This is a genomic window from Curtobacterium sp. ODYSSEY 48 V2, from assembly GCF_023712625.1.
Classification (GTDB): domain Bacteria; phylum Actinomycetota; class Actinomycetes; order Actinomycetales; family Microbacteriaceae; genus Curtobacterium.
This window is the reverse complement of record NZ_JAMAXX010000009.1, coordinates 115,627-139,656: the sequence shown is the minus strand read 5'-3', so window position 1 is coordinate 139,656 and position 24,030 is coordinate 115,627. Positions and strand designations below refer to the sequence as shown.

Annotated in this window: 23 protein-coding genes and 1 tRNA gene; 8 read left to right on the top strand and 16 right to left on the bottom strand. The window is 70.8% G+C overall.

Going from position 1 to position 24,030, the window contains the following annotated elements; translation table 11 throughout:
* Positions 1-90: 90 nt before the first annotated feature.
* The 5 genes from ilvN to otsA form a co-directional block, all read right to left on the bottom strand.
* Positions 91-591: an acetolactate synthase small subunit gene (gene ilvN / locus M3666_RS14435; protein WP_066654921.1), complete on the bottom strand. Its 501-nt coding sequence runs from the start codon at positions 589-591 to the stop codon at positions 91-93.
* Positions 588-2,408 carry an acetolactate synthase large subunit gene (locus M3666_RS14430; protein ID WP_209685235.1) on the bottom strand — a complete coding sequence of 607 codons (1,821 nt, stop codon included), beginning with the start codon at positions 2,406-2,408 and terminating at the stop codon, positions 588-590. The genes ilvN and M3666_RS14430 overlap by 4 nt, the downstream gene beginning before the upstream one ends.
* Positions 2,409-2,453: 45 nt before the next feature.
* Positions 2,454-4,148 (bottom strand): dihydroxy-acid dehydratase, encoded by a 1,695-nt coding sequence (gene ilvD, locus M3666_RS14425; protein WP_066654925.1) that lies wholly within the window; start codon positions 4,146-4,148, stop codon positions 2,454-2,456.
* A gap of 72 nt (positions 4,149-4,220) precedes the next feature.
* Positions 4,221-5,003 carry a trehalose-phosphatase gene (otsB, locus tag M3666_RS14420; RefSeq protein ID WP_066654927.1) on the bottom strand — a complete coding sequence of 261 codons (783 nt, stop codon included), beginning with the start codon at positions 5,001-5,003 and terminating at the stop codon, positions 4,221-4,223.
* Positions 4,996-6,582, bottom strand: a complete 1,587-nt coding sequence (otsA, locus tag M3666_RS14415) for an alpha,alpha-trehalose-phosphate synthase (UDP-forming) (RefSeq protein ID WP_066654929.1) — start codon at positions 6,580-6,582, stop codon at positions 4,996-4,998. Before otsA ends, otsB begins: the two co-directional genes overlap by 8 nt.
* A gap of 107 nt (positions 6,583-6,689) precedes the next feature.
* On the opposite strand from otsA, the gene M3666_RS14410 reads away from it, so the two are divergent.
* The gene (locus M3666_RS14410; protein WP_066654931.1) at positions 6,690-7,664 is read left to right on the top strand and encodes a magnesium transporter CorA family protein; all 975 of its coding nucleotides are present in this window, start codon (positions 6,690-6,692) and stop codon (positions 7,662-7,664) included.
* A gap of 9 nt (positions 7,665-7,673) precedes the next feature.
* Here M3666_RS14410 and M3666_RS14405 read toward each other — a convergent pair whose 3' ends face one another.
* On the bottom strand, positions 7,674-8,825 hold the full coding sequence (locus tag M3666_RS14405; RefSeq protein WP_066654936.1) for an SLC13 family permease: 1,152 nt from the start codon (positions 8,823-8,825) through the stop codon (positions 7,674-7,676).
* Between the two features lie 93 nt (positions 8,826-8,918).
* Between M3666_RS14405 and M3666_RS14400 the strand changes: the two genes are divergently transcribed.
* Positions 8,919-9,110, top strand: a complete 192-nt coding sequence (locus M3666_RS14400) for a hypothetical protein (RefSeq protein ID WP_058728987.1) — start codon at positions 8,919-8,921, stop codon at positions 9,108-9,110.
* Positions 9,111-9,252: 142 nt separating this feature from the next.
* On the opposite strand, the gene M3666_RS14395 is transcribed toward M3666_RS14400, so the two are convergent.
* On the bottom strand, positions 9,253-10,431 hold the full coding sequence (locus tag M3666_RS14395) for a mechanosensitive ion channel family protein (RefSeq protein ID WP_066654941.1): 1,179 nt from the start codon (positions 10,429-10,431) through the stop codon (positions 9,253-9,255).
* 115 nt (positions 10,432-10,546) lie between these two features.
* Between M3666_RS14395 and M3666_RS14390 the strand changes: the two genes are divergently transcribed.
* Both M3666_RS14390 and M3666_RS14385 read left to right on the top strand, forming a co-directional pair.
* Positions 10,547-12,094, top strand: a complete 1,548-nt coding sequence (locus tag M3666_RS14390) for an amino acid permease (RefSeq protein WP_066654943.1) — start codon at positions 10,547-10,549, stop codon at positions 12,092-12,094.
* A 46-nt stretch (positions 12,095-12,140) separates the two neighbouring features.
* Entirely contained in the window at positions 12,141-12,446 is a 306-nt protein-coding gene (locus M3666_RS14385) for a hypothetical protein (RefSeq protein WP_251155576.1), read from the top strand.
* 350 nt (positions 12,447-12,796) lie between these two features.
* Here the strand turns inward: M3666_RS14385 and M3666_RS14380 are convergent, their stop codons facing one another.
* The 4 genes from M3666_RS14380 to M3666_RS14365 all read right to left on the bottom strand — a co-directional run bounded on the left by M3666_RS14380 (position 12,797) and on the right by M3666_RS14365 (position 15,067).
* On the bottom strand, positions 12,797-13,009 hold the full coding sequence (locus M3666_RS14380; protein WP_066654946.1) for an SCO4848 family membrane protein: 213 nt from the start codon (positions 13,007-13,009) through the stop codon (positions 12,797-12,799).
* 212 nt (positions 13,010-13,221) lie between these two features.
* Positions 13,222-14,172: a hypothetical protein gene (locus M3666_RS14375; protein ID WP_251155575.1), complete on the bottom strand. Its 951-nt coding sequence runs from the start codon at positions 14,170-14,172 to the stop codon at positions 13,222-13,224.
* Positions 14,169-14,630: an ImmA/IrrE family metallo-endopeptidase gene (locus tag M3666_RS14370; RefSeq protein WP_066654952.1), complete on the bottom strand. Its 462-nt coding sequence runs from the start codon at positions 14,628-14,630 to the stop codon at positions 14,169-14,171. The genes M3666_RS14375 and M3666_RS14370 overlap by 4 nt, the downstream gene beginning before the upstream one ends.
* Positions 14,627-15,067 carry a hypothetical protein gene (locus tag M3666_RS14365; RefSeq protein ID WP_066654954.1) on the bottom strand — a complete coding sequence of 147 codons (441 nt, stop codon included), beginning with the start codon at positions 15,065-15,067 and terminating at the stop codon, positions 14,627-14,629. Before M3666_RS14365 ends, M3666_RS14370 begins: the two co-directional genes overlap by 4 nt.
* Positions 15,068-15,150: 83 nt before the next feature.
* Here M3666_RS14365 and M3666_RS14360 point away from each other — a divergent pair, with 83 nt between their 5' ends.
* Positions 15,151-15,801, top strand: a complete 651-nt coding sequence (locus tag M3666_RS14360) for a YigZ family protein (protein ID WP_066654956.1) — start codon at positions 15,151-15,153, stop codon at positions 15,799-15,801.
* A gap of 156 nt (positions 15,802-15,957) precedes the next feature.
* Here the strand turns inward: M3666_RS14360 and M3666_RS14355 are convergent.
* Positions 15,958-16,030: transfer RNA gene (locus M3666_RS14355), tRNA-Lys, on the bottom strand.
* A gap of 113 nt (positions 16,031-16,143) precedes the next feature.
* Here M3666_RS14355 and bcp point away from each other — a divergent pair.
* On the top strand, positions 16,144-16,614 hold the full coding sequence (gene bcp, locus M3666_RS14350) for a thioredoxin-dependent thiol peroxidase (RefSeq protein WP_251155574.1): 471 nt from the start codon (positions 16,144-16,146) through the stop codon (positions 16,612-16,614).
* A 110-nt stretch (positions 16,615-16,724) separates the two neighbouring features.
* Here the strand turns inward: bcp and M3666_RS14345 are convergent, their stop codons facing one another.
* Complete coding sequence (locus tag M3666_RS14345; protein ID WP_251155573.1) at positions 16,725-17,156, bottom strand: hypothetical protein; 432 nt, start codon at positions 17,154-17,156, stop codon at positions 16,725-16,727.
* A gap of 258 nt (positions 17,157-17,414) precedes the next feature.
* Here M3666_RS14345 and M3666_RS14340 point away from each other — a divergent pair, with 258 nt between their 5' ends.
* The gene (locus M3666_RS14340; protein WP_022904217.1) at positions 17,415-17,663 is read left to right on the top strand and encodes a WhiB family transcriptional regulator; all 249 of its coding nucleotides are present in this window, start codon (positions 17,415-17,417) and stop codon (positions 17,661-17,663) included.
* A 246-nt stretch (positions 17,664-17,909) separates the two neighbouring features.
* On the opposite strand, the gene M3666_RS14335 is transcribed toward M3666_RS14340, so the two are convergent.
* A complete protein-coding gene (locus M3666_RS14335) occupies positions 17,910-19,415 on the bottom strand; it encodes a sensor histidine kinase (RefSeq protein WP_209685230.1) in 1,506 nt (501 codons plus the stop codon).
* A 182-nt stretch (positions 19,416-19,597) separates the two neighbouring features.
* Between M3666_RS14335 and M3666_RS14330 the strand changes: the two genes are divergently transcribed.
* On the top strand, positions 19,598-20,062 hold the full coding sequence (locus M3666_RS14330) for an Rv3235 family protein (RefSeq protein ID WP_251155572.1): 465 nt from the start codon (positions 19,598-19,600) through the stop codon (positions 20,060-20,062).
* Positions 20,063-20,138: 76 nt separating this feature from the next.
* Here M3666_RS14330 and secA read toward each other — a convergent pair whose 3' ends face one another.
* Together secA and hpf are read right to left on the bottom strand one after the other, a co-directional pair.
* Positions 20,139-22,922, bottom strand: a complete 2,784-nt coding sequence (secA, locus tag M3666_RS14325) for a preprotein translocase subunit SecA (protein WP_066654965.1) — start codon at positions 22,920-22,922, stop codon at positions 20,139-20,141.
* Positions 22,923-23,104: 182 nt separating this feature from the next.
* The gene (hpf, locus tag M3666_RS14320; RefSeq protein ID WP_251155571.1) at positions 23,105-23,806 is read right to left on the bottom strand and encodes a ribosome hibernation-promoting factor, HPF/YfiA family; all 702 of its coding nucleotides are present in this window, start codon (positions 23,804-23,806) and stop codon (positions 23,105-23,107) included.
* Between the last annotated feature and the right edge of the window lie 224 nt (positions 23,807-24,030).

Here is a 24,030-nt window from a genome sequence, read left to right as displayed (position 1 = left end):
GTGTCTCCTTGGTTCTGGTGGCTTGTGGTGTGCGGACGGGAGGCGCGTGGCGGGACCGCCCCGCGCCTCCCGCCCGGAAGCGGGGTGTGCTCAGCGCACGCGGTCGGTGATGCTCTTCGGCCCACGGCCCATGCCGAGCAGACCGGCGCGGGCGAGTTCCTTGACGCCGTAGGGCTCGAGGACGCGGAGGATCGCCTGGATCTTGCCCGGGTCGCCGGTCACCTCGACGATGAGCGAGTCGGTCGCCACGTCGACGACCTGCGCGCGGAAGAGGTTCACGGCCTCGAGCACGGCCGAGCGGGTCTGGTTGTCGACGCGGACCTTCACGAGCATGTGCTCGCGCTGCACCGACTGGGAGAAGTCGAGCTCGACGATCTTGATGACGTTGACGAGCTTGTTGAGCTGCTTCGTCACCTGCTCCAGCGGCAGGTCCTCGACGTCGACGACGACCGTGATCCGGGACAGGCCCTCGACCTCGGTGCCGCCCACGGCGAGCGACTCGATGTTGAAGCCGCGCCGGGCGAACAGCCCCGCGACGCGCGTCAGCAGACCCGGCTTGTCCTCGACGAGGAGGGAGAGGACGTGGCTCATGCGGTTTCTCCCGTCATGTCGGCGTCCTCGTCGTCCCAGGTCGGGGCGAGGGCCTGGGCGTACTCGATGGACGAGTTGCTGACCCCCTGCGGGACCATGGGCCAGACCATCGAGTCGCGGCTGACCACGAAGTCGATCACCACGGGGCGGTCGTTCGTCTCGAGGGCGAGCTGGATGGCGGCGTCGACCTCGTCCGCCTTCTCGACGCGGATGCCGAGGGCACCGTAGGCGTCGGCGAGCTTCACGAAGTCCGGGACGCGGCGAGTGCCGTGACCGGTCTGCAGGTCGGTGAAGGAGTGTCGGCCGTCGTAGAACAGCGTCTGCCACTGCCGCACCATGCCGAGCGAGGAGTTGTTGATGACCGCGACCTTGATCGGGATGTCGTTGATGACGCAGGTCGCGAGCTCCTGGTTCGTCATCTGGAAGCAACCGTCGCCGTCGATCGCCCAGACCACGCGGTCCGGCTGGGCGACCTTCGCGCCCATCGCCGCGGGGACCGAGTAGCCCATGGTGCCGGCGCCACCCGAGTTCAGCCAGGCGTTCGGCCGCTCGTACCGGATGAACTGCGCGGACCACATCTGGTGCTGCCCGACCCCGGAGGCGAACACGCCCTCGGGACCGGTGAGCTCACCGATGCGCTTGATGATCGCCTGCGGCGCGAGCAGCCCGTCGGTCGGCTCCGCGTACCCGAGCGGGAAGTCCTGCCGGAGCTGGTCGAGCTTCGCCCACCAGGCGCTCGTGTCCGCCCGGTCGGCGGAGACGTCGTCCCAGGCGTCGAGGAGGTCGACGAGGACCTCGCGGGCGTCGCCGACGATCGGCACGTCGGCGAAGCGGATCTTCGAGATCTCCGCGGGGTCGATGTCGACGTGCACGACCTTGGCGTGCGGCGCGAACTCGTCAGCCTTGCCCGTCACACGGTCGTCGAAGCGCGCACCGAGGGCGACGATGAGGTCGCTCTCCTGCAGGCCGAGCACCGCGGGCACCGTGCCGTGCATGCCCGGCATGCCGAGGTGCTGCTGGTGCGAGTCCGGGAAGGCGCCACGGGCCATGAGGGTCGTGACGACCGGCGCACCGGTGGCCTCGGCGAAGCGCAGGAGCTCGGCCGACGCACCGGAGCGGACGACGCCGCCGCCGACGTACAGCACCGGACGCTCGGCCTCGGCCAGCAGCTGGGCCGCGGCCGTGATCTGCTTGCCGTGCGCCTTCGTGACCGGACGGTAGCCGGGCAGGTCGATCTTCGGCGGCCAGACGTACGGCGCCGACTTCTGCTGGGCGTCCTTCGTGATGTCGACGAGCACCGGGCCCGGGCGACCCGTCGTGGCGATCTGGTGGGCCGCGGCCAGCGTCGCCGGCACGTCGGCCGGGTCGGTCACGAGGAACGAGTGCTTCGTGATCGGCATCGTGATGCCGACGATGTCGGCCTCCTGGAAGGCGTCGGTGCCCATCAGGGTCGAGAACACCTGCCCGGTGATCGCGATGAACGGCACCGAGTCCATGTAGGCGTCGGCGATCGCCGTGACGAGGTTCGTCGCACCGGGACCGGACGTCGCGATGGCGACACCGACCTTGCCGGACGAGGAGGCGTACCCCTCGGCGGCGTGGCCGGCACCCTGCTCGTGGCGCACGAGGACGTGGCGGATGGTCGTCGACGCCATGAGCTCGTCGTAGAACGGGATGATCGCGCCGCCGGGCAGGCCGAAGACGTCGGTGATCCCGAGGTGCTCGAGCGTCCGCAGGACGGCTCCCGAGCCGGTCAGGATCTCGGGCGACCGCCGCGTACCGGCGGCCGCGGACAGCGGAGTGGCTTCCGTGGGCATGAGGTGGTCCTTGCCTGGAGGGATGGCGGTTCGAACGTGTCGACGCTAGCCCGTGACCGCGCCCTTGGCGGCGGACTGGACGAGCTTCGCGAACTTCGCGAGGACTCCGCGGGTGTAGCGCGGGGGCAGCGGGGCCCAGCCTTCTCGGCGGGCCTCCAGCTCGGCGTCGTCGACCAGTAGGTCGAGCGAGCGAGCCGCGATGTCGACACGGATGCGGTCGCCATCGCGCACGAATGCCACTGGACCTGCGTCCACGGCTTCCGGTGCGATGTGGCCGATGCACAGGCCGGTTGTGCCGCCTGAGAATCGTCCGTCCGTCAACAGTAGTACATCCTTGCCCAGGCCCGCGCCCTTGATGGCAGCGGTGATGGCGAGCATCTCGCGCATGCCGGGGCCGCCCTTCGGGCCCTCGTAGCGGATGACCACCACGTCGCCCTTCTGGATCCGTCCCTCGGTCAGGGCGTCCATGGCGGCGCGCTCGCGGTCGAACACCCGCGCCGGGCCCTCGAACACGGCGGCGTCGAAGCCGGCGGTCTTCACGACGGCACCCTCGGGCGCGAACGAGCCCTTGAGGATCGTCAGGCCACCGGTGGTGTGGATCGGGTTGTCGAGCTTCCGGAAGACCTCGCCGTCGAGCTCCGGCGGGTCGATCTCGGCCAGGTTCTCGGCGAGGGTCTTGCCGGTGACGGTCATGACGTCGCCGTGCAGCAGACCGGCCTCGAGCAGCGCCTTCATGATCACCGGGATGCCGCCGTTGCGGTCGACGTCGACCATGACGTACTTGCCGAACGGCTTCATGTCCGCCAGGTGCGGCACCTTCGAGCCGATGCGGTTGAAGTCGTCGAGGCTCAGCTCGACCTCGGCCTCGTGCGCGATCGCGAGCAGGTGCAGCACGACGTTGGTCGAGCCTCCCAGCGCCATCGCGACGGCGATGGCGTTCTCGAACGCCTCCTTCGTCAGGATCTGGCGGGCGGTGAGCCCGAGGCGCAGCATGTTGACGACCGCCTCGCCGGAGCGATGGGCGTAGTAGTCACGGCGACGGTCGGCGCTCGGCGGGGCCGCGGACCCGGGCAGCGACATGCCGAGGGCCTCGGCCACGCTCGCCATCGTGTTCGCGGTGTACATCCCGCCGCAGGCGCCCTCGCCCGGGACGATCGCGCACTCGATCTCCTTGAGCTCGGCCTCGGTCATGGTGCCGGCCTTGCACGCACCGACGCCCTCGAAGGAGTCGATGATCGTGACCTCCTTGAAGGAGCCGTCGGCCTGCTTCACGTAGCCCGGCATGACCGAACCCGCGTAGAGGAAGACGCTCGCGAGGTCCAGACGCGCGGCGGCCATGAGCATGCCGGGGAGCGACTTGTCGCAGCCGGCGAGCAGCACGGTGCCGTCGAGGCGCTCGGCGTTGACGACCGTCTCGACGCTGTCGGCGATGACCTCGCGTGAGACGAGCGAGAAGTGCATGCCCTCGTGGCCCATCGAGATGCCGTCGGAGACGGAGATGGTGCCGAACTGCAGCGGGTACCCGCCGCCGGAGTGCACGCCCTCCTTCGCGCCCTGGGCGAGGCGGTCGAGCGAGAGGTTGCAGGGGGTGATCTCGTTCCAGGACGAGGCGATCCCGATCTGCGGCTTGTCCCAGTCGGCGTCGCCCATGCCGACGGCGCGGAGCATGCCACGCGAGGTGGTCGCTTCGATCCCGTCGGTGACGACCCGGCTGCGCGGCTTCACGTCGATGTCAGGCATGGAGGCAGTCTAGGACCAGTTGGGATACCACCCGGACACCGTTGCGCGGACGGGAGGCGCGGGGCCGGGTCGTCAGCGCGTCGCGCGCAGGCGTCCGAGCTGCTTCAGGACGTCGGTGAGCGCCGCAGGGTCGGCCACGCGGTGGGCGGCGAGCGTGTCGCCCTCCCCCACCTTCACGCCGACGTCGCCGTCGCGGAGCACCCGGAAGGCGTCCTCGTCGGTGACGTCGTCGCCGGCGAAGAACACCGCGTCGGCGCCGCGGAGCCCGCGCAGTCGATCGATCGCGTCGCCCTTCGTGACGTGCCGGACGGCGAACTCGACGATGTCCTTGCCGCCGCGCTCCAGCACGTCCGGGTCTGCTGCGTGCGCCGCCTCGTGCGCCGCCGCGTTCGCCGCGGCCGCGTCCTCGACGCTCGCCCGCCGGGTGTGCACGCCGTGGCCTGCCGGCTTGTGCTCGATCACGACGTCGGGGAACCGTGCACCGACCTCGTCGAGGGCAGCGCCGACCCGTTCGACCCGCGCGAGCTCGTCGTCGCTCAGCGCGGCCTCGTCGTGGCCGTCCACGCGCCACTCGACACCGTGCGACCCGACGAGCGCCATGCCGTCGGGTGCGTGCGACACCCGGGCGAGCCCCTCGAGCGGACGCCCGGAGACGAGCACGACCTCGGTGTCGCGGGCGCGCTGCAGGGTGAGCACCGCGGCCCAGGAGCCGGGGAGCGCCCCGACCCGTGCGGGGTCGTCGGCGAAGGGTGCGAGCGTGCCGTCGAAGTCGAGGGCGACGAGCAGTCGCGGCGCAGCCGCGAGCGTCTCGAGGGCCGCCGCCAGGACGGCCGGGTCGGTGGAGACCTCAGGCACCCCGTGCCTCCCGGGTGTCCTCGGCGGCACGCGCCTTCTGCGCGTCCTGGTCGAAGATCGACATCCCGTCGTCCTCCGCCTCGCGGTGCCGCTCGCCGCCGTCGTCGGACGGGTCGATCCGCGACCCGCGCGGGGCGTGCCGGTCGAGCGCCTCGAGGAACGAGCGGGACCACCGGGCCACGTCGTTGTCGCGGACGCGCTTGCGGAGCGCGCGCATGCGCGTGGAGCGCTCGCGGCGGGGCATCTCGATGGCGCGCTGGATCGAGTCCTTCAGCGCGCCGATGTCGTGCGGGTTGACGATGACGGCCTGCTTGAGCTCGTCGGCGGCACCCGCGAACTCGGACAGGATGAGCACGCCGTCGTTGTCGAACCGGGCGGCCACGTACTCCTTCGCGACCAGGTTCATGCCGTCGCGCAGGGCCGTGACGAGCATGATGTCGGCGGCCAGGTAGAGCGCCACCATCTCCTCGCGCGGGTACCCGTGGTGCAGGTACGCGATCGGCTGGTGGCCGATGACCCCGAGGTCGCCGTTGATGCGGCCGACGGTGAGCTCGATCTCGTCACGCAGCGTCGCGTAGGTGTCGACCCGCTCGCGGCTCGGGCTCGCGACCTGCACGAGGGTGGCGTCCTCGACCGCGATCCGGCCGTCCTCGACGAGCTCGCCGAACGCCTTGATCCGGTGCCGGATGCCCTTCGTGTAGTCGAGCCGGTCGACGCCGAGCAGCACGGTCTTCGGGTTGCCGAGGCTCTCGCGGATCTCCCGCGCGCGCTCCTGCACCTCGGGCCGGTGGGCGATCTCCTCGAAGCTCTCGGCATCGATGGAGATCGGGAAGTGCCGTGCCTCGACGTGCCGCACGGTGATGCCCTTGCGGCTCCGCGGGGCCGCCGGGTCGTCCACGGGGACGTCGATGGTCGACCCCTTGGTGGTGTAGCCCTTGATGTGCCGGACCGCGCGGAGGAAGTCGCTCGCGTCGTCCTGGCGCTGGAAGCCGATCACGTCGGCACCGAGCAGCCCGTCGAGGATCTGCGCGCGCCAGGGCAGCTGCGCGTAGATGCCGACCGGCGGGAACGGGATGTGGTTGAAGAAGCCGATCGTCAGGTCGGGGCGGCGCTCCCGCAGCAGCGCCGGCAGGAGCTGCAGCTGGTAGTCCTGCACCCACACGATGCCGTCCTGCTCGACGATCTCGGCGATCTGGTCGGCGAAGCGCTCGTTGACGCGTCGGTACGCGATCCACCAGTCGCGGTGGTAGCTCGGGTGCTCGATGACGTCGTGGTAGAGCGGCCACAGCGTGTCGTTGCTGAACCCCTCGTAGTACTCCTCGACGTCGGCGGCGCTGAGCGGCACCGGCACGATGTGGATGCCCTCGTTGTCGAACGGTGCGACCTCGACGTCCGGCTGGCCGACCCACCCGACCCAGGCGCCGTCGTTGGCGCGCATGACCGGTTCGAGCGCCGTCACCAGCCCGCCGGGCGAGTGCCGCCACCCCTCGTTGCCGTCCTCGTCGACGACGCGGTCCACCGGGAGGCGGTTCGAGGCGACGACGAAGGCGTAGCGGTCCGGGTCGGTGTCTGCTGCCATGGGGTGCTGGTGTCTCCGTTCCCTCCGGCCGGTGCGCCGGGATCGAGGCCGACGGTACCAGCGGAGGGGCGGCCGGCTCTCGGTGCGCCGTCACTAGGCTCGTCGCCATGGTCATGACACGGGCGTGGCGGGACGGCACCGCGGTGGAGCGGGACTTCCCCGTCGAACGGGTGTCGGACCTGCTGGAGCGCGACGACGGCACCTTCGTGTGGGTGGACCACGTCGACCCGGACCCCGGTGACCTGGACCAGCTCGAGGACGAGCTCGGGGTGCACGCGCTCGCGGTCGAGGACGCCCTCGAGCACGGGCAGCGGCCGAAGCTCGACCGCTACCGGGACAGCCTGTTCCTGGTCGTCTACGACGTCGACGGCCTCGACGCCGAGGGCGAGCTCGTCACGCACGAGGTGAAGGCCTTCGTCACGCACCGGGCGCTCGTGACCATCCACGGCCCCGACGTCGACCTCGGCGCCGTCGAACGGCGGCTGGAGGCGAACGCCGACCTGGCCGACCGCGGGGTGCCCTGGCTCGTCTGGGGACTCCTCGACGCCGTCGTCGACCACGCCACGAAGGCCGTCGAGGACATCGAGGCACGCATCGACGACCTCGAGGACGACCTGTTCGAGCACGGGGACCCGCGCGAGCAGCAGGTCCAGCGCCGGTCCTTCCGGCTGCGGAAGGCGCTCGGCGTGCTCCGGCGGCAGGTCGTGCCCACGCGCGACAGCGTCGGGTCCCTGCTGCACGGCGACGCCGAGACGATCGCCGACGGCATCCGCCCGTACCTCCGTGACGTCGAGGACCACCTCGTGACGATCGCGGACTCGGTCGAGCAGCTCCGCGACGCGGTGTCGAGCGTCCTCGACACGAACCTGAACCTGGCGTCGAACCGGCAGAACACCGTGATGAAGAAGGTGACGAGCTGGGCGGCGATCATCGCGATCCCGACCGCCATCACCGGGTTCTTCGGGCAGAACGTGACGTTCCCCGGGGAGGGGCACTGGAGCGGGTTGGCCGCGTCGGTGTCGCTGATCGTCGCGACGTCGCTCGTGCTCTACCGCGTGTTCAAGAGCAAGGACTGGCTGTAGCCGGCCGCCTCAGAGCTGCAGCGCGAGCACACCGGCGACGACGGTGAGCGGCGCGACAACGCACCCCAGCGCCATGTAGCGTCCCCACGACAGGTGCACGCCCTCGGCCGACAGCCGTGCGTGCCACAGCAGCGTCGCGAGCGAGGCCCACGGCGTGATGAGGCACCCCGCGTTCACGCCGACCAGGAGCGCCGCGTAGCGCAGCGCCTCGTGTCCGGCGGCCGGCTCGAGCACCAGGTACGCGGGCAGGTTGTCGATGGCGTTCGCCGCGACCCCGCCGGCACCGCCGAGCAGCAGGAGCGACCCGGTGTCGGTGCCGCCGGACAGCGCCTGCACGATCGGGTCGGTGAGCCCCGTGGCGTGCAGGGTCTCGACGACGACGAACAGCCCGGCCGCGAAGACGAGCGTCGCCCAGGGGACGCGGGACGGCCGGAGCTCGGACGGTGCGCGGAACGCGGCGACGACGACGAGCAGCGCCGCCGCGACGAGCGCCGCGACCCAGACCGTCACGCCGGCGGTCAGCGCGACCACGAGCAGGACGAGCACCACCGAGGCCGCCCAGAAGAACAGCGGGTCGCGCGGCCGTCGCACGTCGACCGGCGTGTACCGGCCGAAGAGCTTCCCGCGGAACACCACGAGGAGCACCGCGCACGGCACGACGACCCCGGCGAGCGCCGCCCACACCATGAGGCCGGCGAACGGGATCGGGCCGTCGAGGCCGATCCCGTCGACGGCGAGCAGGTTCGTCAGGTTCGACACCGGCAGCAGGAGCGACGCCGTGTTGGCGAGCCACACGGTCGTGAGCGCGAAGGGCATCGGCGGCAGCCCGACGCGACGCGCGAGCGTGATGACGATCGGGGTGAGGAGCACCGCCGTGGTGTCGATGCTCAGGAAGACCGTGCAGACCACCGCGAGCACGACGACGGCCGCCCAGAGGCCGATCGTGCGCCCTCCGCCGACCCGGGCCGCCAGGTCGGCGAGCCGGTCGAAGACACCGGCGTCGGCCGCGAGCTCCGACACGATCGTCAGCCCGAGCACGAACGCGAGCACCGGGACGACCCGGTCGGCCAGCGCGCCGAGGTCCGAGAGGGGCAGCAGCCCGAGTGCGACGCAGACGGCGCCCACGACGAGCAGCACTCCCCCGATGACGGCCTGGCGCACGGTGTCTCCTCGCTCTGCGGACCGGCAGGGCGACCGGCGGCGCTCCAATGTAGCGGCCGGTAGCGTGGCGGGGACGACCAGGAGGAGGAACCCGTGCGGAAGTTCATGTTCAGCGGTGCGGTGTGGAGTTCGATCATCAGCGGCTACAGCGTCGTGCAGACCACCCGGCAGGGGCCGCGCGACTGGCGCCTGGCCCTCACGTGGATCGCGTGGCTCGCGACGACGATCGTCGCGCTCGGCACGGTCGTCGAGGACGACCGAGCCGTCAAGGCGCGCCAGCGCTAGGACGCACGTCGTGGTCACGACGGTGACCGGACGACGGACGGGAGGCGCGGTACCCACCGGTACCGCGCCTCCCGTCCGTCGTCCCGTGGCGTCGCGACCTGCGGGCGCCCGTGCGGTCAGCGCAGGCTGTCAGCGCGTGCGGTCAGCGCTCGGGCGGGACCTCGTCCGGGCGGATGTCGGACGTCTGGATCGGACCGGTGAACAGCGCGGTGCGCTCGTCGCCCTCACGGAAGAGCGCAGCGTCCTGCTCCTCGGTGCGGGCGCGGCGCTCGCCGACGCGCTCGGTTCCCTGCGTGACCTGCACCCGCTGACGGGGCAGGGCGTCGGGGTGCTCGCGCTGCACCCACTCGACCATCTCCTCGCGGACGTAGCAGCGCAGGTCGAACAGGCCGCCGGCGTCCGGAGCGGACACCAGGATGCGGACCCGCACGAGCCCGCTCACCGCGTCGGTGACCTGGAGCACCTTGGTCCGACCGTCCCAGATCGTCGAGGTCGACAGGATGCGGTCGAGCTCCCCGCGCATCTCGGTCGGACTGATCCGCCAGTCGAGGTCGAACTCGACCGCGCCCAGCAGCTCGCTGCCGGTGCGGGTCCAGTTCTCGAACGGCGTGGACGTGAAGTAGGTCGACGGGAGCACGAACCGGCGGTCGTCCCACAGGTGCACGACGACGTAGGTCAGGGTGATCTCCTCGATGCGCCCCCACTGCTGCTCGACCACGACGACGTCGTCGACGCGGATCGACCCGGAGAACGCGAGCTGCATGCCGGCGAACACGTTGCCGAGGGTGGACTGCGCCGCGAGACCCGCGACGACGGAGATGAGTCCGGCCGAGGCCAGGACGCTCGCGCCCGCGGCCTCGACCCCGGGGAAGGTCAGCAGGATCGCGCCGACCGCGATGATGACGAGCACGGCGACCGTGAGTCGGCGGATGATGAGGACCTGGGTGCGGATGCGCCGTGCCACCCGGTTGTCGGGGACGTCGACGCGGTAGCGGTGCAGGCCGAGGTCCTCGAGGAAGATGGCGATCTGGCACGCCAGCCAGCAGCCGACGGCGATGGTGGCGATGAGGAAGGCGTGCGAGACCTCGTCGCGCCACGGGTAGGTGTCCTCGTCGTGCGGGATGCTCGTCGTGAAGGCCGTCCAGAGCAGCGCGATGAGCAGGATCGACCGCGCGGGGTGCTTGGTGCGCCGGGACAGGACCGCGGCCCAGCGTTCCCGGCGGGCGATGGTCCGGAGCACGAGGTGCAGGACGAGCGCTGCGGCGGCCGTCACGAGCAGGGCGATCCCGATCGCGACGAGGAGTCGGAGGAGGGTGTCCATCCGTCCATGCTGTCGGACCGGCGTCGGTGGGCGTTCAGCGTCGGCACACCTGTGGTGTCGTTCAGGGTGGGCTCCCGTTCCACCCCGGGCCGTCCACGCATGTAGGTTGGCGCGCATGACAGCGCAGAACGACACGGGTGTTGCGAAGCCCGCGAACGACTTCTCGCACGAGCAGGAGGGCTACCAGCACGGTCTGAAGCCCCGGCAACTGCAGATGATCGCGATCGGCGGGGCCATCGGCACCGGGCTCTTCCTCGGCGCGGGTGGACGCCTGAACACCGCCGGCCCCGCGCTGGCGGTGACCTACCTGATCGCCGGCGTCTTCGCGTTCTTCATCCTGCGCGCGCTCGGCGAGCTCGTCCTGCACCGCCCGTCCTCCGGGTCGTTCATCTCCTACGCCCGCGAGTTCTACGGCGAGAAGTTCGCCTACGCAGCCGGGTGGATGTACTTCCTGAACTGGGCGATGACCTCGATCGTGGACACGACCGCCGTCGCGCTGTACCTCCACTACTGGAGTGCGTTCACCGCGGCACCGCAGTGGCTCCTCGCGCTCATCGCCCTCGTCGTCGTGCTCGCCGCCAACATGGTCGCCGTCAAGGTGTTCGGCGAGCTCGAGTTCTGGTTCGCGCTCATCAAGGTCGCCGCGCTCGTCGCGTTCCTCGTGATCGCCCTCGTCTGGCTGATCTTCGCCTTCCCGGTGGAGACCGGCGGCGAGGCGGTCCGCACGGGCTTCTCGATCTGGGCCGACAACGGCGGACTCATCCCGAACGGCGTGCTGCCGGCGGTGCTCGTCGTCCAGGGCGTCGTGTTCGCCTACGCCGCCATCGAGCTCGTCGGCACCGCGTCCGGTGAGACACAGGACACCGAGAAGGTCATCCCCCGCGCCATCAACTCCGTCGTCTTCCGCATCGCGGTCTTCTACGTCGGGTCGGTCGTCCTGCTCTCCCTCCTCCTGCCGTACACGTCGTACAAGGACGGGCAGAGCCCCTTCGTGACGTTCTTCTCGTCGCTCGGCAACCCGCAGGTCGGCGTCGTCGCCGGGTCGATCATGAACTTCGTGGTGCTCACCGCAGCGCTCTCGTCGCTGAACGCGGGGCTGTACTCCACCGGCCGCGCGCTGCACTCGATGGGCATGAACGGCTCCGCGCCGAAGTGGACCACGAAGATGTCGAAGGGCGGTGTGCCGTACGCCGGCATCCTGCTCACCGCGGCGTTCACCGTCGCGGGCGTCGCCCTCAACTACTTCGTGCCGGCGCAGGCGTTCGAGATCGCGCTGAACGTCGCGAGCCTCGGCATCATCACCGCGTGGGGCACGATCATCCTCTGCCAGATGAAGCTGCGGCAGTGGGCGAAGCAGGGGCTCGCGAAGGAGCCGTCGTTCAAGCTGCCCGGCGCCCCGGTCACCTCGTGGTTGACGCTCGCGTTCCTGGCGTCGGTGGTCGTGCTCATGGCGATCGACTACCCCGTCGGCACGTACACGATCGCCTCGCTCGTGGTCATCATCCCGCTGCTGATCGTCGGCTGGTTCCTGCAGCGCGACCGCATCCTCCGCATCGCCGCGCTCCGCGAGGGTGTGACCGGGCCGTTCCCGATCGGTGTCCGCGACCCCGCGAACCAGGTCCGCCGCGACGGACAGGACGGGTCGGGCAGCTCCCGCGGCTGATCGCGCCTCCCGGACAGGGTCCGGTGCGCGCCGGTACGATCGGCGCGTGCCGGACCCTTCTGTCTCCCCCACGCTCGACCTCCAGCTCACCTGGCGCGGCACCTTCGGGCGGATCCGGGTCTACGACGACACCGTCCGCGCGGAGACGAGCTTCGAGCGCGACGCACTGACGCAGGTGCCGACTGACCAGGTCACCGGGTGGCGCATCGAGCCGTGCGACTTCGACGCGGTGTGCGTGGAGTTCGTGTGCGAGGACGAGACGTTCCGCGTGCTGCTCGACACCGGCGACGAGCGGGTGGCGCGGCTCGGGCTCGAGCGGGCGCTCGGGGCGCCGCTGCCGCCGGCTTCCTGAGCCGTCCGGGTCGCTCGCCGCGCGCGAGACGCCGGCGTCGGCGCGAGACGCCGGCATCAGTGCGAGACGCCGGCATCAGCGCGAGACGCCTGCATCAGTTCGAGACGCCTGCGTTCGTGCGAGACACCGCAGGCGCCGCGAGACGCCGCCGGATACAGCGGCGTCTCGCCGGCACGGCGGCGTCTCGCCGGCACAGCGGCGGCTCGCCGGCACAGCGGCGGCTCGACGGCACAGCGGCGGCTCGACGGGACGGCGGCGGCTCACGAGCGCATGGTGACCACGGACGGACGGGAGGCGCGGTACCAGCCGGCACCGCGCCTCCCGTCCGTCAGGTGGCCACTCGGACCGCGTCAGACCAGCAGCAGGATTCCCGCGACCACGGCGGCGAGGGCGATCGCGAAGGCGATGAGCAGCAGCACCAGGTGCACCGTGTAGAACGTCGTCGGCTTGCCGGCCGCGTCGCGCGCCCGGCTGTCCTTCGCGACCCGCTGGAAGAAGCGCGGCCAGGTCACGAGGTTGAACACGGCGGCGAGGAACAGGACGATGGCGGCGAAGACGGTCACCCGACGAGTCTAGACAGCGACGCGACCCCGGCTCGTGACCGGAGCGTGAGCCCGGGGGTGCTCGGCCGCCCCCAACGCGGCCGAGACCTCCCCGGCGTGCCGACGACGAGGGACCCCGTCGTGTAGCACGTGCTACAGACCCTACACGGAAGCACGCCGCAACGTCGAGCGCTGCTCGGGAACGTGATCCGACCGATGCAGACGAGCAGGACTCAGACGGAGTCGCGAGCAGGCGCGAGCGCTTCGTCGAGCGCAGACTCCGCCTCGGCGAGCACGATGCGCTCGTCGGCGTCCAGCGGTCGGCGCGAGCGGCGGGCACCGTCGTTGATCTCCACGATGGTCCGGCTGAGCCGCGTCGCGGTGTCCTCGGTCGCCGGGTAGGCGTTGTCGGTACCGATGCGGGCGTGCAGCGGCTCGAGGGCGGCCAGGGCGGCGTCCAGGCGGCGCGCACGGCGTCGACGGGAGAGCTGGTGGCCGATGACCAGCAGCAGCATCCCCGAGGCCATGCAGAGCACCGCGCCGGGCGTCGTGACGTCGTACGGCGGGGTGAGCGCGCGGGTGACGTCGAGGCGACCGACCACGTGTGCGACGTCCATCACGGCGACGACGACCATCCGCACGACACCGAGGACCCCGCCGAGCACGATCACCCACAGCCCGACCAGGTCCGCCGCCGTCCGGGCCTCCCGCAGGCGCATGATGCAGATCACACCGGTGGCGCCGACCGCGGTGCCGAGGTAGGTCGTCTGCGCGATCGAGTAGACGGCCGCGGCGGGCTGGTGCCCCGCGACGAGCATGAACGTCGTCGTGGTCGGCGGCTGGTCGAGCGCGAGGAACGCCGCCACGACCACCACCACGACGACCACGAACGTGACGATGATGGCGGTCCGCAGCCACCGCCACGCTGCGCCGACGGCCTTCGCGACGCCCCAGAGGAGCGTGCTCGTCCCGGCGATCATCAGGCAGTCGCTGACGACCGTGACGACGTTGCGGCCACCGACGAGCGGGTCGAGCCAGCGGTACAGCGGATCGACGTTCGTGACGATCGTCGCGGTGAACAGCAGGAACGTCACCGCGAGCGTCCGGTCCTGCCCCCGCTGCAGTCGGAACAGCACCACCGTCCCGACGACGAGGACCACCGCCATCGTGACGGAGACGATCACCCGAAGACCCCGCGGAAGGCGCTCGGACGACCTCGGTTCGACCGGATGAGGGCGGCGAGGCGGTCGGCGAAGAGCTCGGCCTCGTGCTCGTAGGTGTTCGAGAACAGCCCGCGCGCGAGTGCTCGCTCCACCTTGTACTCGGGGACGTCCGGGATCACGTCGCGCACGTAGGCCGACTGTGCCGCGTGCTCCGAGTGCCGGTGCAGCACGTGCCCGAGCTCGTGACCGATGACGAACGACCGGAACGTCGCCGAGTTCGTCGGGGAGATCATCACGAGGTGCTGGTGCTCGAGCGTCGCCACGAACCCGCAGACCGGCTCGGCGCTGAGGAACGACTCCTCGCGCACGACGACCGGCTTGCCGACGTGGTCGGCGGCAGCGGCGACGGCCTGGTCGATGTCCGACCAACCCTCGGCTGCCCCGCGGGCCCAGAAGGCCTCGACCGAGGGGTCCGTCACGCCACACCCCCTCGTGCCGACTCCTCCTCGAGCACCTGGGCGATGCGCCGCAGGGCCTCGGGTGAGAGCTCCCCCGGGAACGTCCGCGCGGCGAAGCCGCTCACCCGTGCCGACCGCAGCGCACGGACGAGCGCGATCTGGGCGCCGATCCGTTCGGGCACGGCACTGTCCTCGAGCAGGAAGCGTTCGTCGACCTCGAAGAACCCGGCGAGCAGGCGCAGGAGGTCGGTGTCCCGGTTGCGTCGGCCGTCGCCGGAGAGCATGTACGTCCACTTGGCGCGGGAGAGCGAACCGCCCTGCGCCGCGACGTACTCCTCGATCGCCGCGAAGGGCACGGGAGCGCCGCGCTGCGACTCCTCGAAGTCGAGCAACAGGTTGAGTCGACGAGCGAGCTCGGCAGCGTCGAGCGCGCCGCCCCTGGGATCCACGGTCGTCATGTCGATCGGACTCCTCCCCAGTCGTCGGCTGTGCACGCCATGGTAGCGCGGGCCGCCGACGGCGCGCGGCTACCCTCGAGCACGTGCCCCGCCACTTCCCGTCGACCATCGCCGGCACCGTCGAGCACGAGATCGTCGTCACGAGGTCGCGGTTCGTCACCACGGTCGTCCCCGTCAGCGGGGTCGAGGACGCGGAGCGCGCCGTCGCCGAGGTCCGCCGCCGGTACTGGGACGCCCGGCACAACTGCTCCGCGATGGTCACGGGGGTGCTCGGCGACCAGGCACGGTCCTCCGACGACGGGGAGCCGTCCGGGACCGCCGGGGTCCCCATGCTCGAGGTCCTGCGTCGCCGCGACCTGACCGACGTGGTCGCCGTCGTGACCCGGTACTTCGGTGGGGTGAAGCTCGGTGCGGGCGGACTCGTCCGCGCGTACTCGACCTCGGTGTCCGAGACGCTGGACCGCGCCACGACGCTGCAGCGCGTCGAGCTGACCCGCGTCGACGTCACCGCGCCCCACGCGGACGCCGGCCGCATCGACAACGTGCTGCGGCAGTGGGTGCAGCAGCACGGAGCGACCTTCGACCCACCGACCTACGGCAGCACCGTCGGGTTCACGCTCTGGGTCCCCGAGGACGCGCTCGACGTCCTGGGTGCCGAGCTCGCGGCGGCGACGGGCGGTGCCCTCGCACCCCTCGTCGGCGGGACGCGCGTGGTCGACCTCCCGACCACCTGAGGCCGCCCCGGAGCGGACTCGAGAGCACGTCCGAGATCCTGGTCGCGGATCTGCGCCCCGACTGCAGTCCGCGCGTGTCGCCCTCCGGGGCCACCGACCGGACCGTCCCGGGGAACGAAGAAGGCCCGGTCGGAGTGATCCGACCGGGCCTTGCGGTGCGCCCCCTCGGACTTGAACCGAGAACCCACTGATTAAGAGTCAGTTGCTCTGCCAATTGAGCTAGAGGCGCATGGTGTTCAGTTGTCTGTCGCTCTCGCACTTCCGTGCTGCAACGGGAAACAACATTAGCATGACTTTCGCGTGCCCACGACCACTCGGGCGCCGCGACCGAACAGGAGCACCATGACCGACCGTCTCGCAGCCGGCGACACCGCCCCCGACTTCACCCTCCCGGACCAGGACGGCGCGCAGCACAGCCTCGCGGACCTGCGGGGTCGCAAGGTGATCGTGTACTTCTACCCGGCGGCGTCGACCCCCGGGTGCACGACCGAGGCCTGCGACTTCCGCGACAACATGTCGTCGCTCCAGGCAGCCGGCTACGAGGTCCTGGGCATCTCGAAGGACGAGCCCGCGAAGCTCAAGACCTTCCAGCACGAGCAGGCGCTGACCTTCCCGCTCCTCAGCGACCCGGACCTGGCGGTGCACCGGGCGTACGCCGCGTGGGGCGAGAAGAACAACTACGGGAAGATCGTCACCGGCACGATCCGGTCGACGATCGTCGTCGGCGAGGACGGCGTCGTGCAGCTGCCGCTCTACAACGTGAAGGCGACCGGGCACGTGGCGAGCCTGCGGAAGAAGCTCGGCCTGGTCTGAGACCCGGCGGCGTCACGGACGGGAGGCGCGCTGCCAGCTGGCAGCGCGCCTCCCGTGCGTCGGCACGTCCCGTTGAGCGGGGCGCGCTCTCGTCCGTCCCGGGGTCGCGGCTACTCGTCGTGAGCGTCGCGTGGGACGAGCCACCCCGTCACGGCACGCGAGAGCACCAGGGTGAGCCCGAGCAGCGCGGGGATCAGGAGGGCCCAGCCGACCCAGGCGACCCGGAACACGCCCTGGAACGCACCGATGGCCAGGGCGCCCTGCATCACCTGCCACACGAGGATGCCGGCGCGGACCCACGCCCGACGGTTGCGCAGCCCGACGACCAGCGAGACCAGCCACAGCGCGGCGACCGCGCAGAGCAGGGTGAGCGCGACGGCCGAGGCGATGCTCGACGACGGGGCGACGATCGACTCCACGAGCAGCACGACGGTCGTGACGACGAGCGCGAGGGCCTCGAGCCCCACCACGACGAGCAGGGTCGTGACGGCCGGCGGGCGGCCCGAGACGTGGTCCGGAGCGGTCGGGGTGGTGTCGGGCACAGCAAGCCTCCAGCATCGGGACCCTTGATTTGGTCATCCCAGTATGGAACGATATTCGAGGTCGTTTGGACGGCACGATGTGGTGTGCGTCTCCCGCGGTTCGACGCTTCTCCCCCGAGCGTCCAGCGGGCGTCAGACTCGCTCCCAGCGGAAGCCTCCCCCACAGGTTCCCCTCGTGCCCTGTGCATGCCAGCGTTCCGATCCCCGAGCCGCGGCCCCGGCCTGCCGTTCGAGCATCGACATCAAGGAGCACCACACATGGACTGGCGTGACCAGGCAGCCTGCCTCACCGCGGACCCCGAGCTCTTCTTCCCCGTTGGGAACACCGGACCGGCCGTCGACCAGATCGAGAAGGCGAAGTCGGTGTGCGCGCGGTGCACCGTGACCGAGATGTGCCTGCAGTACGCCCTCGAGAACAACCAGGACTCCGGTGTCTGGGGCGGCCTGAGCGAGGACGAGCGTCGTGCGCTGAAGCGCCGCGCTGCCCGCGCCCGCCGCGCCTCCTGACGCAGCGCTCCTGACACGACGACGCCCGTCGCTCCCCCGGGAGCGACGGGCGTCGTCGTGCGCGCGGGCGTCGCAGGCGTGCGGTGCCGCCCGCGATCGCCCGCAGGACGACCGCCGTCGCCCGCCGTTGCCGTGGGACGGCCGCACAACCGGAAGCACCTCGCACCACGGATACCCGCGGCGCGAGGTGCTTCCGGTTGTGCACGGGCAACGGACGCCACACGAACACGCCCGCGACGCGTCGGCCTAGGCGGCGCCGGCGGCCGTCAGCCAGCGGAACGGGATCGTGATCGTGACCTCGGTCCCGCTGCCGGTGAGCGTGTGCCAGTCGATCGTGCCGCCGAGCTCGCCCTGGATGAGCGTGCGGACGATCTGCGTGCCGAGACCCGAGCCGACCTTGCCCTCGGGCAGGCCCACACCGTTGTCACGGACCTCGATGTCGAGGTGGTCGTCGGCGCGGTTCGCGACGATCTCGACCTCGCCGTCGCGCCCGTCGAGCCCGTGCTCCACGGCGTTCGTGACGAGCTCGGTGAGCCCGAGCGCGAGAGGCGTCGCGGCTTCGGAGGGCAGCACGCCGAACTCGCCGGTCTTCTTCGGGCGGACGGTGGTGTTGTGCGACGCGGCGACCTCGGTCACGAGCTTGAGCACCGAGTCGAACACCTCGTCGAAGTCGACGTTCTGGCTGAGACCGGTCGACAGGGTGTCGTGCACGACGGCGATCGCGGCGACACGGCGCATCGCGTTCTGCAGTGACGTGCGGGCCTCGTCGGAGTGGGTCCGTCGGGCCTGGATCCGCAGCAGCGACGCGACCGTCTGCAGGTTGTTCTTCACCCGGTGGTGAATCTCGCGGATCGTCGCGTCCTTGGTGATGAGCTCACGCTCCTGGTGCCGCAGCTCGGTGACGTCGCGGCAGAGCACGATGGCGCCGATGCGCTCCCCGTGGTCACGCAGCGGGATCGACCGGAGTGACACCGTCACGCCCTTCGCCTCGACGTCGGCGCGCCACGGCGCACGACCGGTCACGACGAGCGGGAGGGACTCGTCCACGTCGAGCTTCGAGCCGATGAGCTCGGTGGTCACCTCGGCGAGGGACTTCCGCTCGAGCTCCCCCTCGAAGCCCATGCGGTTGAAGGCACTGAGGCCGTTCGGGCTCGCGAAGGTCACGGTGCCGTTCGTGTCGAGGCGGAGCAGACCGTCGCTCGCGCGGGGCGCACCGCGGCGCGGACCAGCCGGCGCCCCGAGGTCCGGGAAGTCACCGGTCGCGATCATGCCGAACAGGTCGTTCGCGCTCGCGGTGAAGTTCAGCTCCTGGCGGCTCGGCGTCCGCATCTCGTCCTGGTTCGAGTGCCGGGTGACCACGGCGATCGGACGGTCGGTCGTCTCGGTGCTGTTCGTGGTCAGCCGGCGGAGCACGGGGATCGCACGGACCCGGGTCGGCGTGTCCTCGTACCAGTCCGGCTCGGCCGAGTCGACGACCGTCGCACTCGCGAAGCACTGGGTGACCTGGTCGCGCCACTCCTCACGCATCTCCTGCCCGACGATGTCGCGGTAGAACAGGGTCGCCGCCGAGCTCGGACGCGCGTGCGCCACGGCCATGAACGAGCCGTCCACGGCCGTCGGCACCCACAGCACCATGTCCGCGAAGGAGAGGTCGGCGAGGAGCTGCCAGTCCCCCACGAGCAGGTGGAGCCACTCCACGTCCGCTTCCGAGGACCGGCCTTGCGCGAGGACGAGATCACTGAGGGTCGACACCCGGCAAGTCTAGGTGCGCCCGTCTGTGGAGAACGACGCCCGTCCACAAGCACGATGACGTCGGTATTTCACATGCGCCATTCGTCCGTACGCTCGGGACCGGAGGGGACATGGCGGCAGGAGAAGCGCGTCCGATCACGGCGGACGACCAGAGCGGACCGGTACCGCGGACGCTCGCCCCGGTGACCGGGACGACACCGAGGAGCGAGTCCGAGCACCGGGAGCTCGTGGCGGCGGGCACGGGTCACCCCGACGTCGCGGACGGCGCCGAGGCCGGGACGTCGTCCGGGACCACGACCACGACGGCGACACCGGACGTCGCCGACACGGCGCGGGCACTCGGGCTGTGCGTCGTCGAGGTCCTGACCGGTGGGCGCGAGGTCGACAGCATCGCGCGCTGGATCACCGAGGACGTGCAGCGGCACCTGCTGCAGCGTGCCGCCCTCGGCGCTCGAGCGCGGTCGATCGGGAGACGGTCCCGCGCCCGCCCGACCCTCCAGGTCGGGAGCGTCCGGGTCTGCGAGCCGGCGCCCGGCGTCGCTGAGGCAGCCGTGGTGGTGCACACGCGCAGCCACGCGCGTGCCGTCGCGCTCCGGCTCGAGCTGCGGCAGGGGCGTTGGCGAGCGACCGCGATCGGGGTGCTCTGATCCCGCACCGGGGACACGACGGACGGGAGGCGCGGTGCCGTCCGGCACCGCGCCTCCCGTCCGTCGTCGTGGGGCGTCAGCCCTTCTTGGCGGCCTGACGACGCTCCGCGCGGTTCCCCGCGGCGGCCTGACCGGAAGCGGTCGCCGCGTTGCCGAACGCCGACCCCTGCTCCGGGCCGGCGGCCTCTGCCTCGGCCTCGGCCTGCGCGCGCTGCGCGCGAGCGGTGGCGGCCTGCTCCAGGCGTCCGCGCTCGTCGCGCACCTCGACCTCGCCGTCGATCGACGGCGCCGAGTACTCGAGCCCGGTGGCCTCGGACTCCCCGAGCCCCTTCGCCTCGATGACCGCGTTGTCGCCGTCCGACTGCACCTGGACCTCGAGGTTGAACAGGTACCCGACCGACTCCTCGCGGATCTGGCCCATCATGCTCTGGAAGAGCGCGTAGCCCTCGCGCTGGTACTCGACCAGCGGGTCGCGCTGTGCCATCGCGCGGAGGCCGATGCCGTCCTTGAGGTAGTCCATCTCGTACAGGTGGTCACGCCAACGACGGTCGATCACCGAGAGGACGACGCGGCGCTCGAGCTCGCGCATGGCCTCGTCACCGAGGAGCTCCTCACGCTGCTGGTACGCGAGCTTGGCGTCGGACAGGATCTCGCGTGCCAGGAACTCGCGCGTCGCCTTGCCCTTCGAACCGGCCTCGGTGATGACCTCGTCGATGGAGATCGAGATCGGGTACAGCGTGCCGAGCTCGGTCCACATCGCGTCGAGGTCCCAGTCGTCCGGGGAGCCCTCGCCGGTGTGCGTGTCGATGACGTCGTCGATCACGGCCTTGAGGAACGACTGCGCACGGTCGTTGATGTCGTCACCCTCGAGGATGTGACGACGGTCGCTGTAGATCGCCTCGCGCTGGCGGTTCAGGACGTCGTCGTACTTCAGGACGTTCTTGCGGATCTCCGCGTTGCGGCCCTCGACCTGCGCCTGGGCGGACCGGATCGCCCGGCTGACCAGCTTGTTCTCGATCGCCATGTCGTCCGGCACGTTCGAGCGGCCCATCAGGCTCTCGGCCGCACCGGAGTTGAACAGGCGCATCAGGTCGTCGGTCAGCGACAGGTAGAAGCGGCTCTCGCCCGGGTCGCCCTGACGACCGGAACGCCCCCGGAGCTGGTTGTCGATGCGGCGCGACTCGTGGCGCTCCGTACCGAGGACGTACAGCCCGCCGGCGTCGCGGACCTTGTCGGCCTCTTCCTTGATCTCGGCCTTGACGCGGGCGAAGACGTCGTCCCAGGCGGCCTCGTACTCCTCCGGCGTCTCCGTCGGGGACAGGCCCTTGGCGTGCATCTCCTGCACGGCCAGGAACTCGGAGTTGCCGCCGAGCATGATGTCGGTACCGCGGCCGGCCATGTTCGTGGCGACCGTGACGGCTCCGAGTCGACCGGCCTGCGCGACGATCGCGGCCTCGCGGGCGTGGTTCTTCGCGTTGAGGACCTCGTGCTTGACGCCCTTCTTCGCGAGGAGCTTCGACAGGTACTCGGACTTCTCGACGCTCGTGGTGCCCACGAGGACCGGCTGGCCCTTCTCGTGGCGCTCGGCGATGTCGACGGCGACCTGCTCGAACTTCGCCTTCTCGTTCTTGTAGACGAGGTCGGTCTGGTCGATGCGCTGCATCGGCTTGTTCGTCGGGATGGGGACCACGCCGAGCTTGTAGGTCGACATGAACTCGGCCGCCTCGGTCTCGGCGGTACCGGTCATGCCGGAGAGCTTCTGGTACAGGCGGAAGTAGTTCTGCAGCGTGACGGTCGCGAGGGTCTGGTTCTCGGCCTTGACCTCGACGCCCTCCTTCGCCTCGATCGCCTGGTGGATGCCCTCGTTGTAGCGCCGGCCCATGAGGATGCGACCGGTGTGCTCGTCGACGATGAGCACCTCGCCGTTCATCACGACGTAGTCCTTGTCCTTCTTGAACAGGGCCACGGCCTTGATCGAGTTGTTCAGGAAGGAGATGAGCGGGGTGTTCGCCGACTCGTAGAGGTTGTCGATGCCGAGGTAGTCCTCGACCTTCTCGATGCCGGGCTCGAGCACGCCGACCGTGCGCTTCTTCTCGTCGACCTCGTAGTCCTCGCCCGGGATCAGGCGGGTGGCGATCGACGCGAACTCGGTGAACCAGCGGTTCGCCTCGCCCGAGGACGGCCCCGAGATGATGAGCGGCGTGCGGGCCTCGTCGATGAGGATCGAGTCGACCTCGTCCACGATCGCGAAGTAGTGGCCGCGCTGCACCATGTCGGAGGCCTGCCACGCCATGTTGTCGCGCAGGTAGTCGAAGCCGAACTCGTTGTTCGTGCCGTAGGTGATGTCGGCCGCGTACTGCTCGCGGCGCTCGGCCGGCGACTGGTTCGCGATGATGCAGCCGGTGGTCATGCCGAGCGCACGGAAGACGCGCCCCATGATCTCGGACTGGTACGACGCGAGGAAGTCGTTGACCGTGATGACGTGCACGCCGCGCGACGGGATCGCGTTGAGGTAGGCGGCGGTCGTCGCGACGAGGGTCTTGCCCTCACCGGTCTTCATCTCGGCGATGTTGCCGAGGTGCAGGGCCGCGCCGCCCATGAGCTGCACGTCGAAGTGCCGCATGCCGAGGGTGCGCTTGGCTGCCTCGCGCACGGCGGCGAACGCCTCCGGCAGGAGGTCGTCGAGGGACTCCCCGTTGGCGTACCGCTCGCGGAGCTCCTTCGTCTCGTCCTGGAGCTCCTCGTCGGTGAGGCTCGCGAAGTCGTCCTCGAGGTCGTTGATGGCCGAGGCGTACGCCTTCAGCCGTCGGAGGGTCCGTCCTTCGCCGATGCGGAGGACCTTCTCCAGCACGTTTGCCACGTGAGCTCCTTACGGGGTCGTCGCGCGCGACCTGCGCGATCCGAACAGCCAGTCATGCTAGCAACCCGCCGGAGCGCTGCGCTGGGAGACGGGCGGTGCACCGAGGAGGGACGGCCGACGAGGGCAGCGGGTGCGCACGGTCCGACGAGGACCGCACGCACCCGCTGGACGGCGACGGTACGCTACGCGACGGCCGCTGACCCGGCGGCGTCCGCGTCGGCGGTGCTGCCGTCCGCGCTCCCGTCGTCGATGCCGATCACGCCGTAGTCCCAGCCCTTGCGGCGGTAGACGACGCTCGGACGCCGGGTCTCGGCGTCGACGAAGAGGTAGAAGTCGTGCCCGACCAGCTCCATGCGGTAGAGCGCGTCGTCGACGGTCATCGGGGCCTCGGTGAAGACCTTCTGCCGGATGACCACGGGCGAGTACGGCTCGACGTCCTCGTCGTGCGACTCCTCGACCACGGGGACGGCACCGGTCGCGACGGTCTCGATGAGCCGCCCGTCGGCCGGCGTGACATCCATGTGCTCGAACCCGGTGCCGGCGGCCTCGGCCACGGAGGTCGGGCGGTGGCGACCGCGGTGCACCTTGCGGCGGTCACGTGCCCGACGCAGGCGCTCGGTGATGCGGGCGAAGGCGAGGTCGAACGCCGCGTACTTGTCCGAGGCGGCGGACTCGGCCCGCACGAGGGGCCCGGGGCCGATCAGGGTGAGTTCGACGCGGTCCTCGCCCTGGGCGCCGCCGGCCTTCTCGTTGTGGCGGCTGAGGCGCACCTCGAAGGCGAGGGCGCGGTCGGCGAGCACGTCGATCTTCTCGGACTTCTGTTCCACGTAGGTGCGGAATCGATCGGTGACCCCGACGTTCCGGCCCGTGATCGTCACGTCCATGTGGCGGCTCCCATCCGTACTTCGGCGCGTCGCCTCCATCCGGCGATCCCGAACGCCTTGCCGCGAGGCTAGACCCCCGGCCCGAGCGGCGTCACCACCCGCCGGCGGGTCGCGCCGGACACCAACCGGACGCTCAGGCGTCGCCGGGCGGCTACCCGGCGTCCACCCGGCCGACCAGCCGCCGCACCCGCGGGGCCGGCGTACGACCCGTCCTGGTGCGGCCC

Excerpts from the sequence above, each read along its gene's own strand:
- M3666_RS14395 (WP_066654941.1), bottom strand. The coding sequence starts at position 10,431 with ATGGACACCCTCCTCCGACTCCTCGTCGCGATCGGGATCGCCCTGCTC.
- hpf (WP_251155571.1), bottom strand. The coding sequence starts at position 23,806 with ATGGACGTGACGATCACGGGCCGGAACGTCGGGGTCACCGATCGATTC.
- M3666_RS14410 (WP_066654931.1), top strand. The coding sequence starts at position 6,690 with ATGGTCATGACACGGGCGTGGCGGGACGGCACCGCGGTGGAGCGGGAC.
- M3666_RS14430 (WP_209685235.1), bottom strand. The coding sequence starts at position 2,408 with ATGCCCACGGAAGCCACTCCGCTGTCCGCGGCCGCCGGTACGCGGCGG.
- ilvN (WP_066654921.1), bottom strand. The coding sequence starts at position 591 with ATGAGCCACGTCCTCTCCCTCCTCGTCGAGGACAAGCCGGGTCTGCTG.
- M3666_RS14340 (WP_022904217.1), top strand. The coding sequence starts at position 17,415 with ATGGACTGGCGTGACCAGGCAGCCTGCCTCACCGCGGACCCCGAGCTC.
- bcp (WP_251155574.1), top strand. The coding sequence starts at position 16,144 with ATGACCGACCGTCTCGCAGCCGGCGACACCGCCCCCGACTTCACCCTC.
- M3666_RS14365 (WP_066654954.1), bottom strand. The coding sequence starts at position 15,067 with ATGACGACCGTGGATCCCAGGGGCGGCGCGCTCGACGCTGCCGAGCTC.
- ilvD (WP_066654925.1), bottom strand. The coding sequence starts at position 4,148 with ATGCCTGACATCGACGTGAAGCCGCGCAGCCGGGTCGTCACCGACGGG.
- otsA (WP_066654929.1), bottom strand. The coding sequence starts at position 6,582 with ATGGCAGCAGACACCGACCCGGACCGCTACGCCTTCGTCGTCGCCTCG.
- M3666_RS14390 (WP_066654943.1), top strand. The coding sequence starts at position 10,547 with ATGACAGCGCAGAACGACACGGGTGTTGCGAAGCCCGCGAACGACTTC.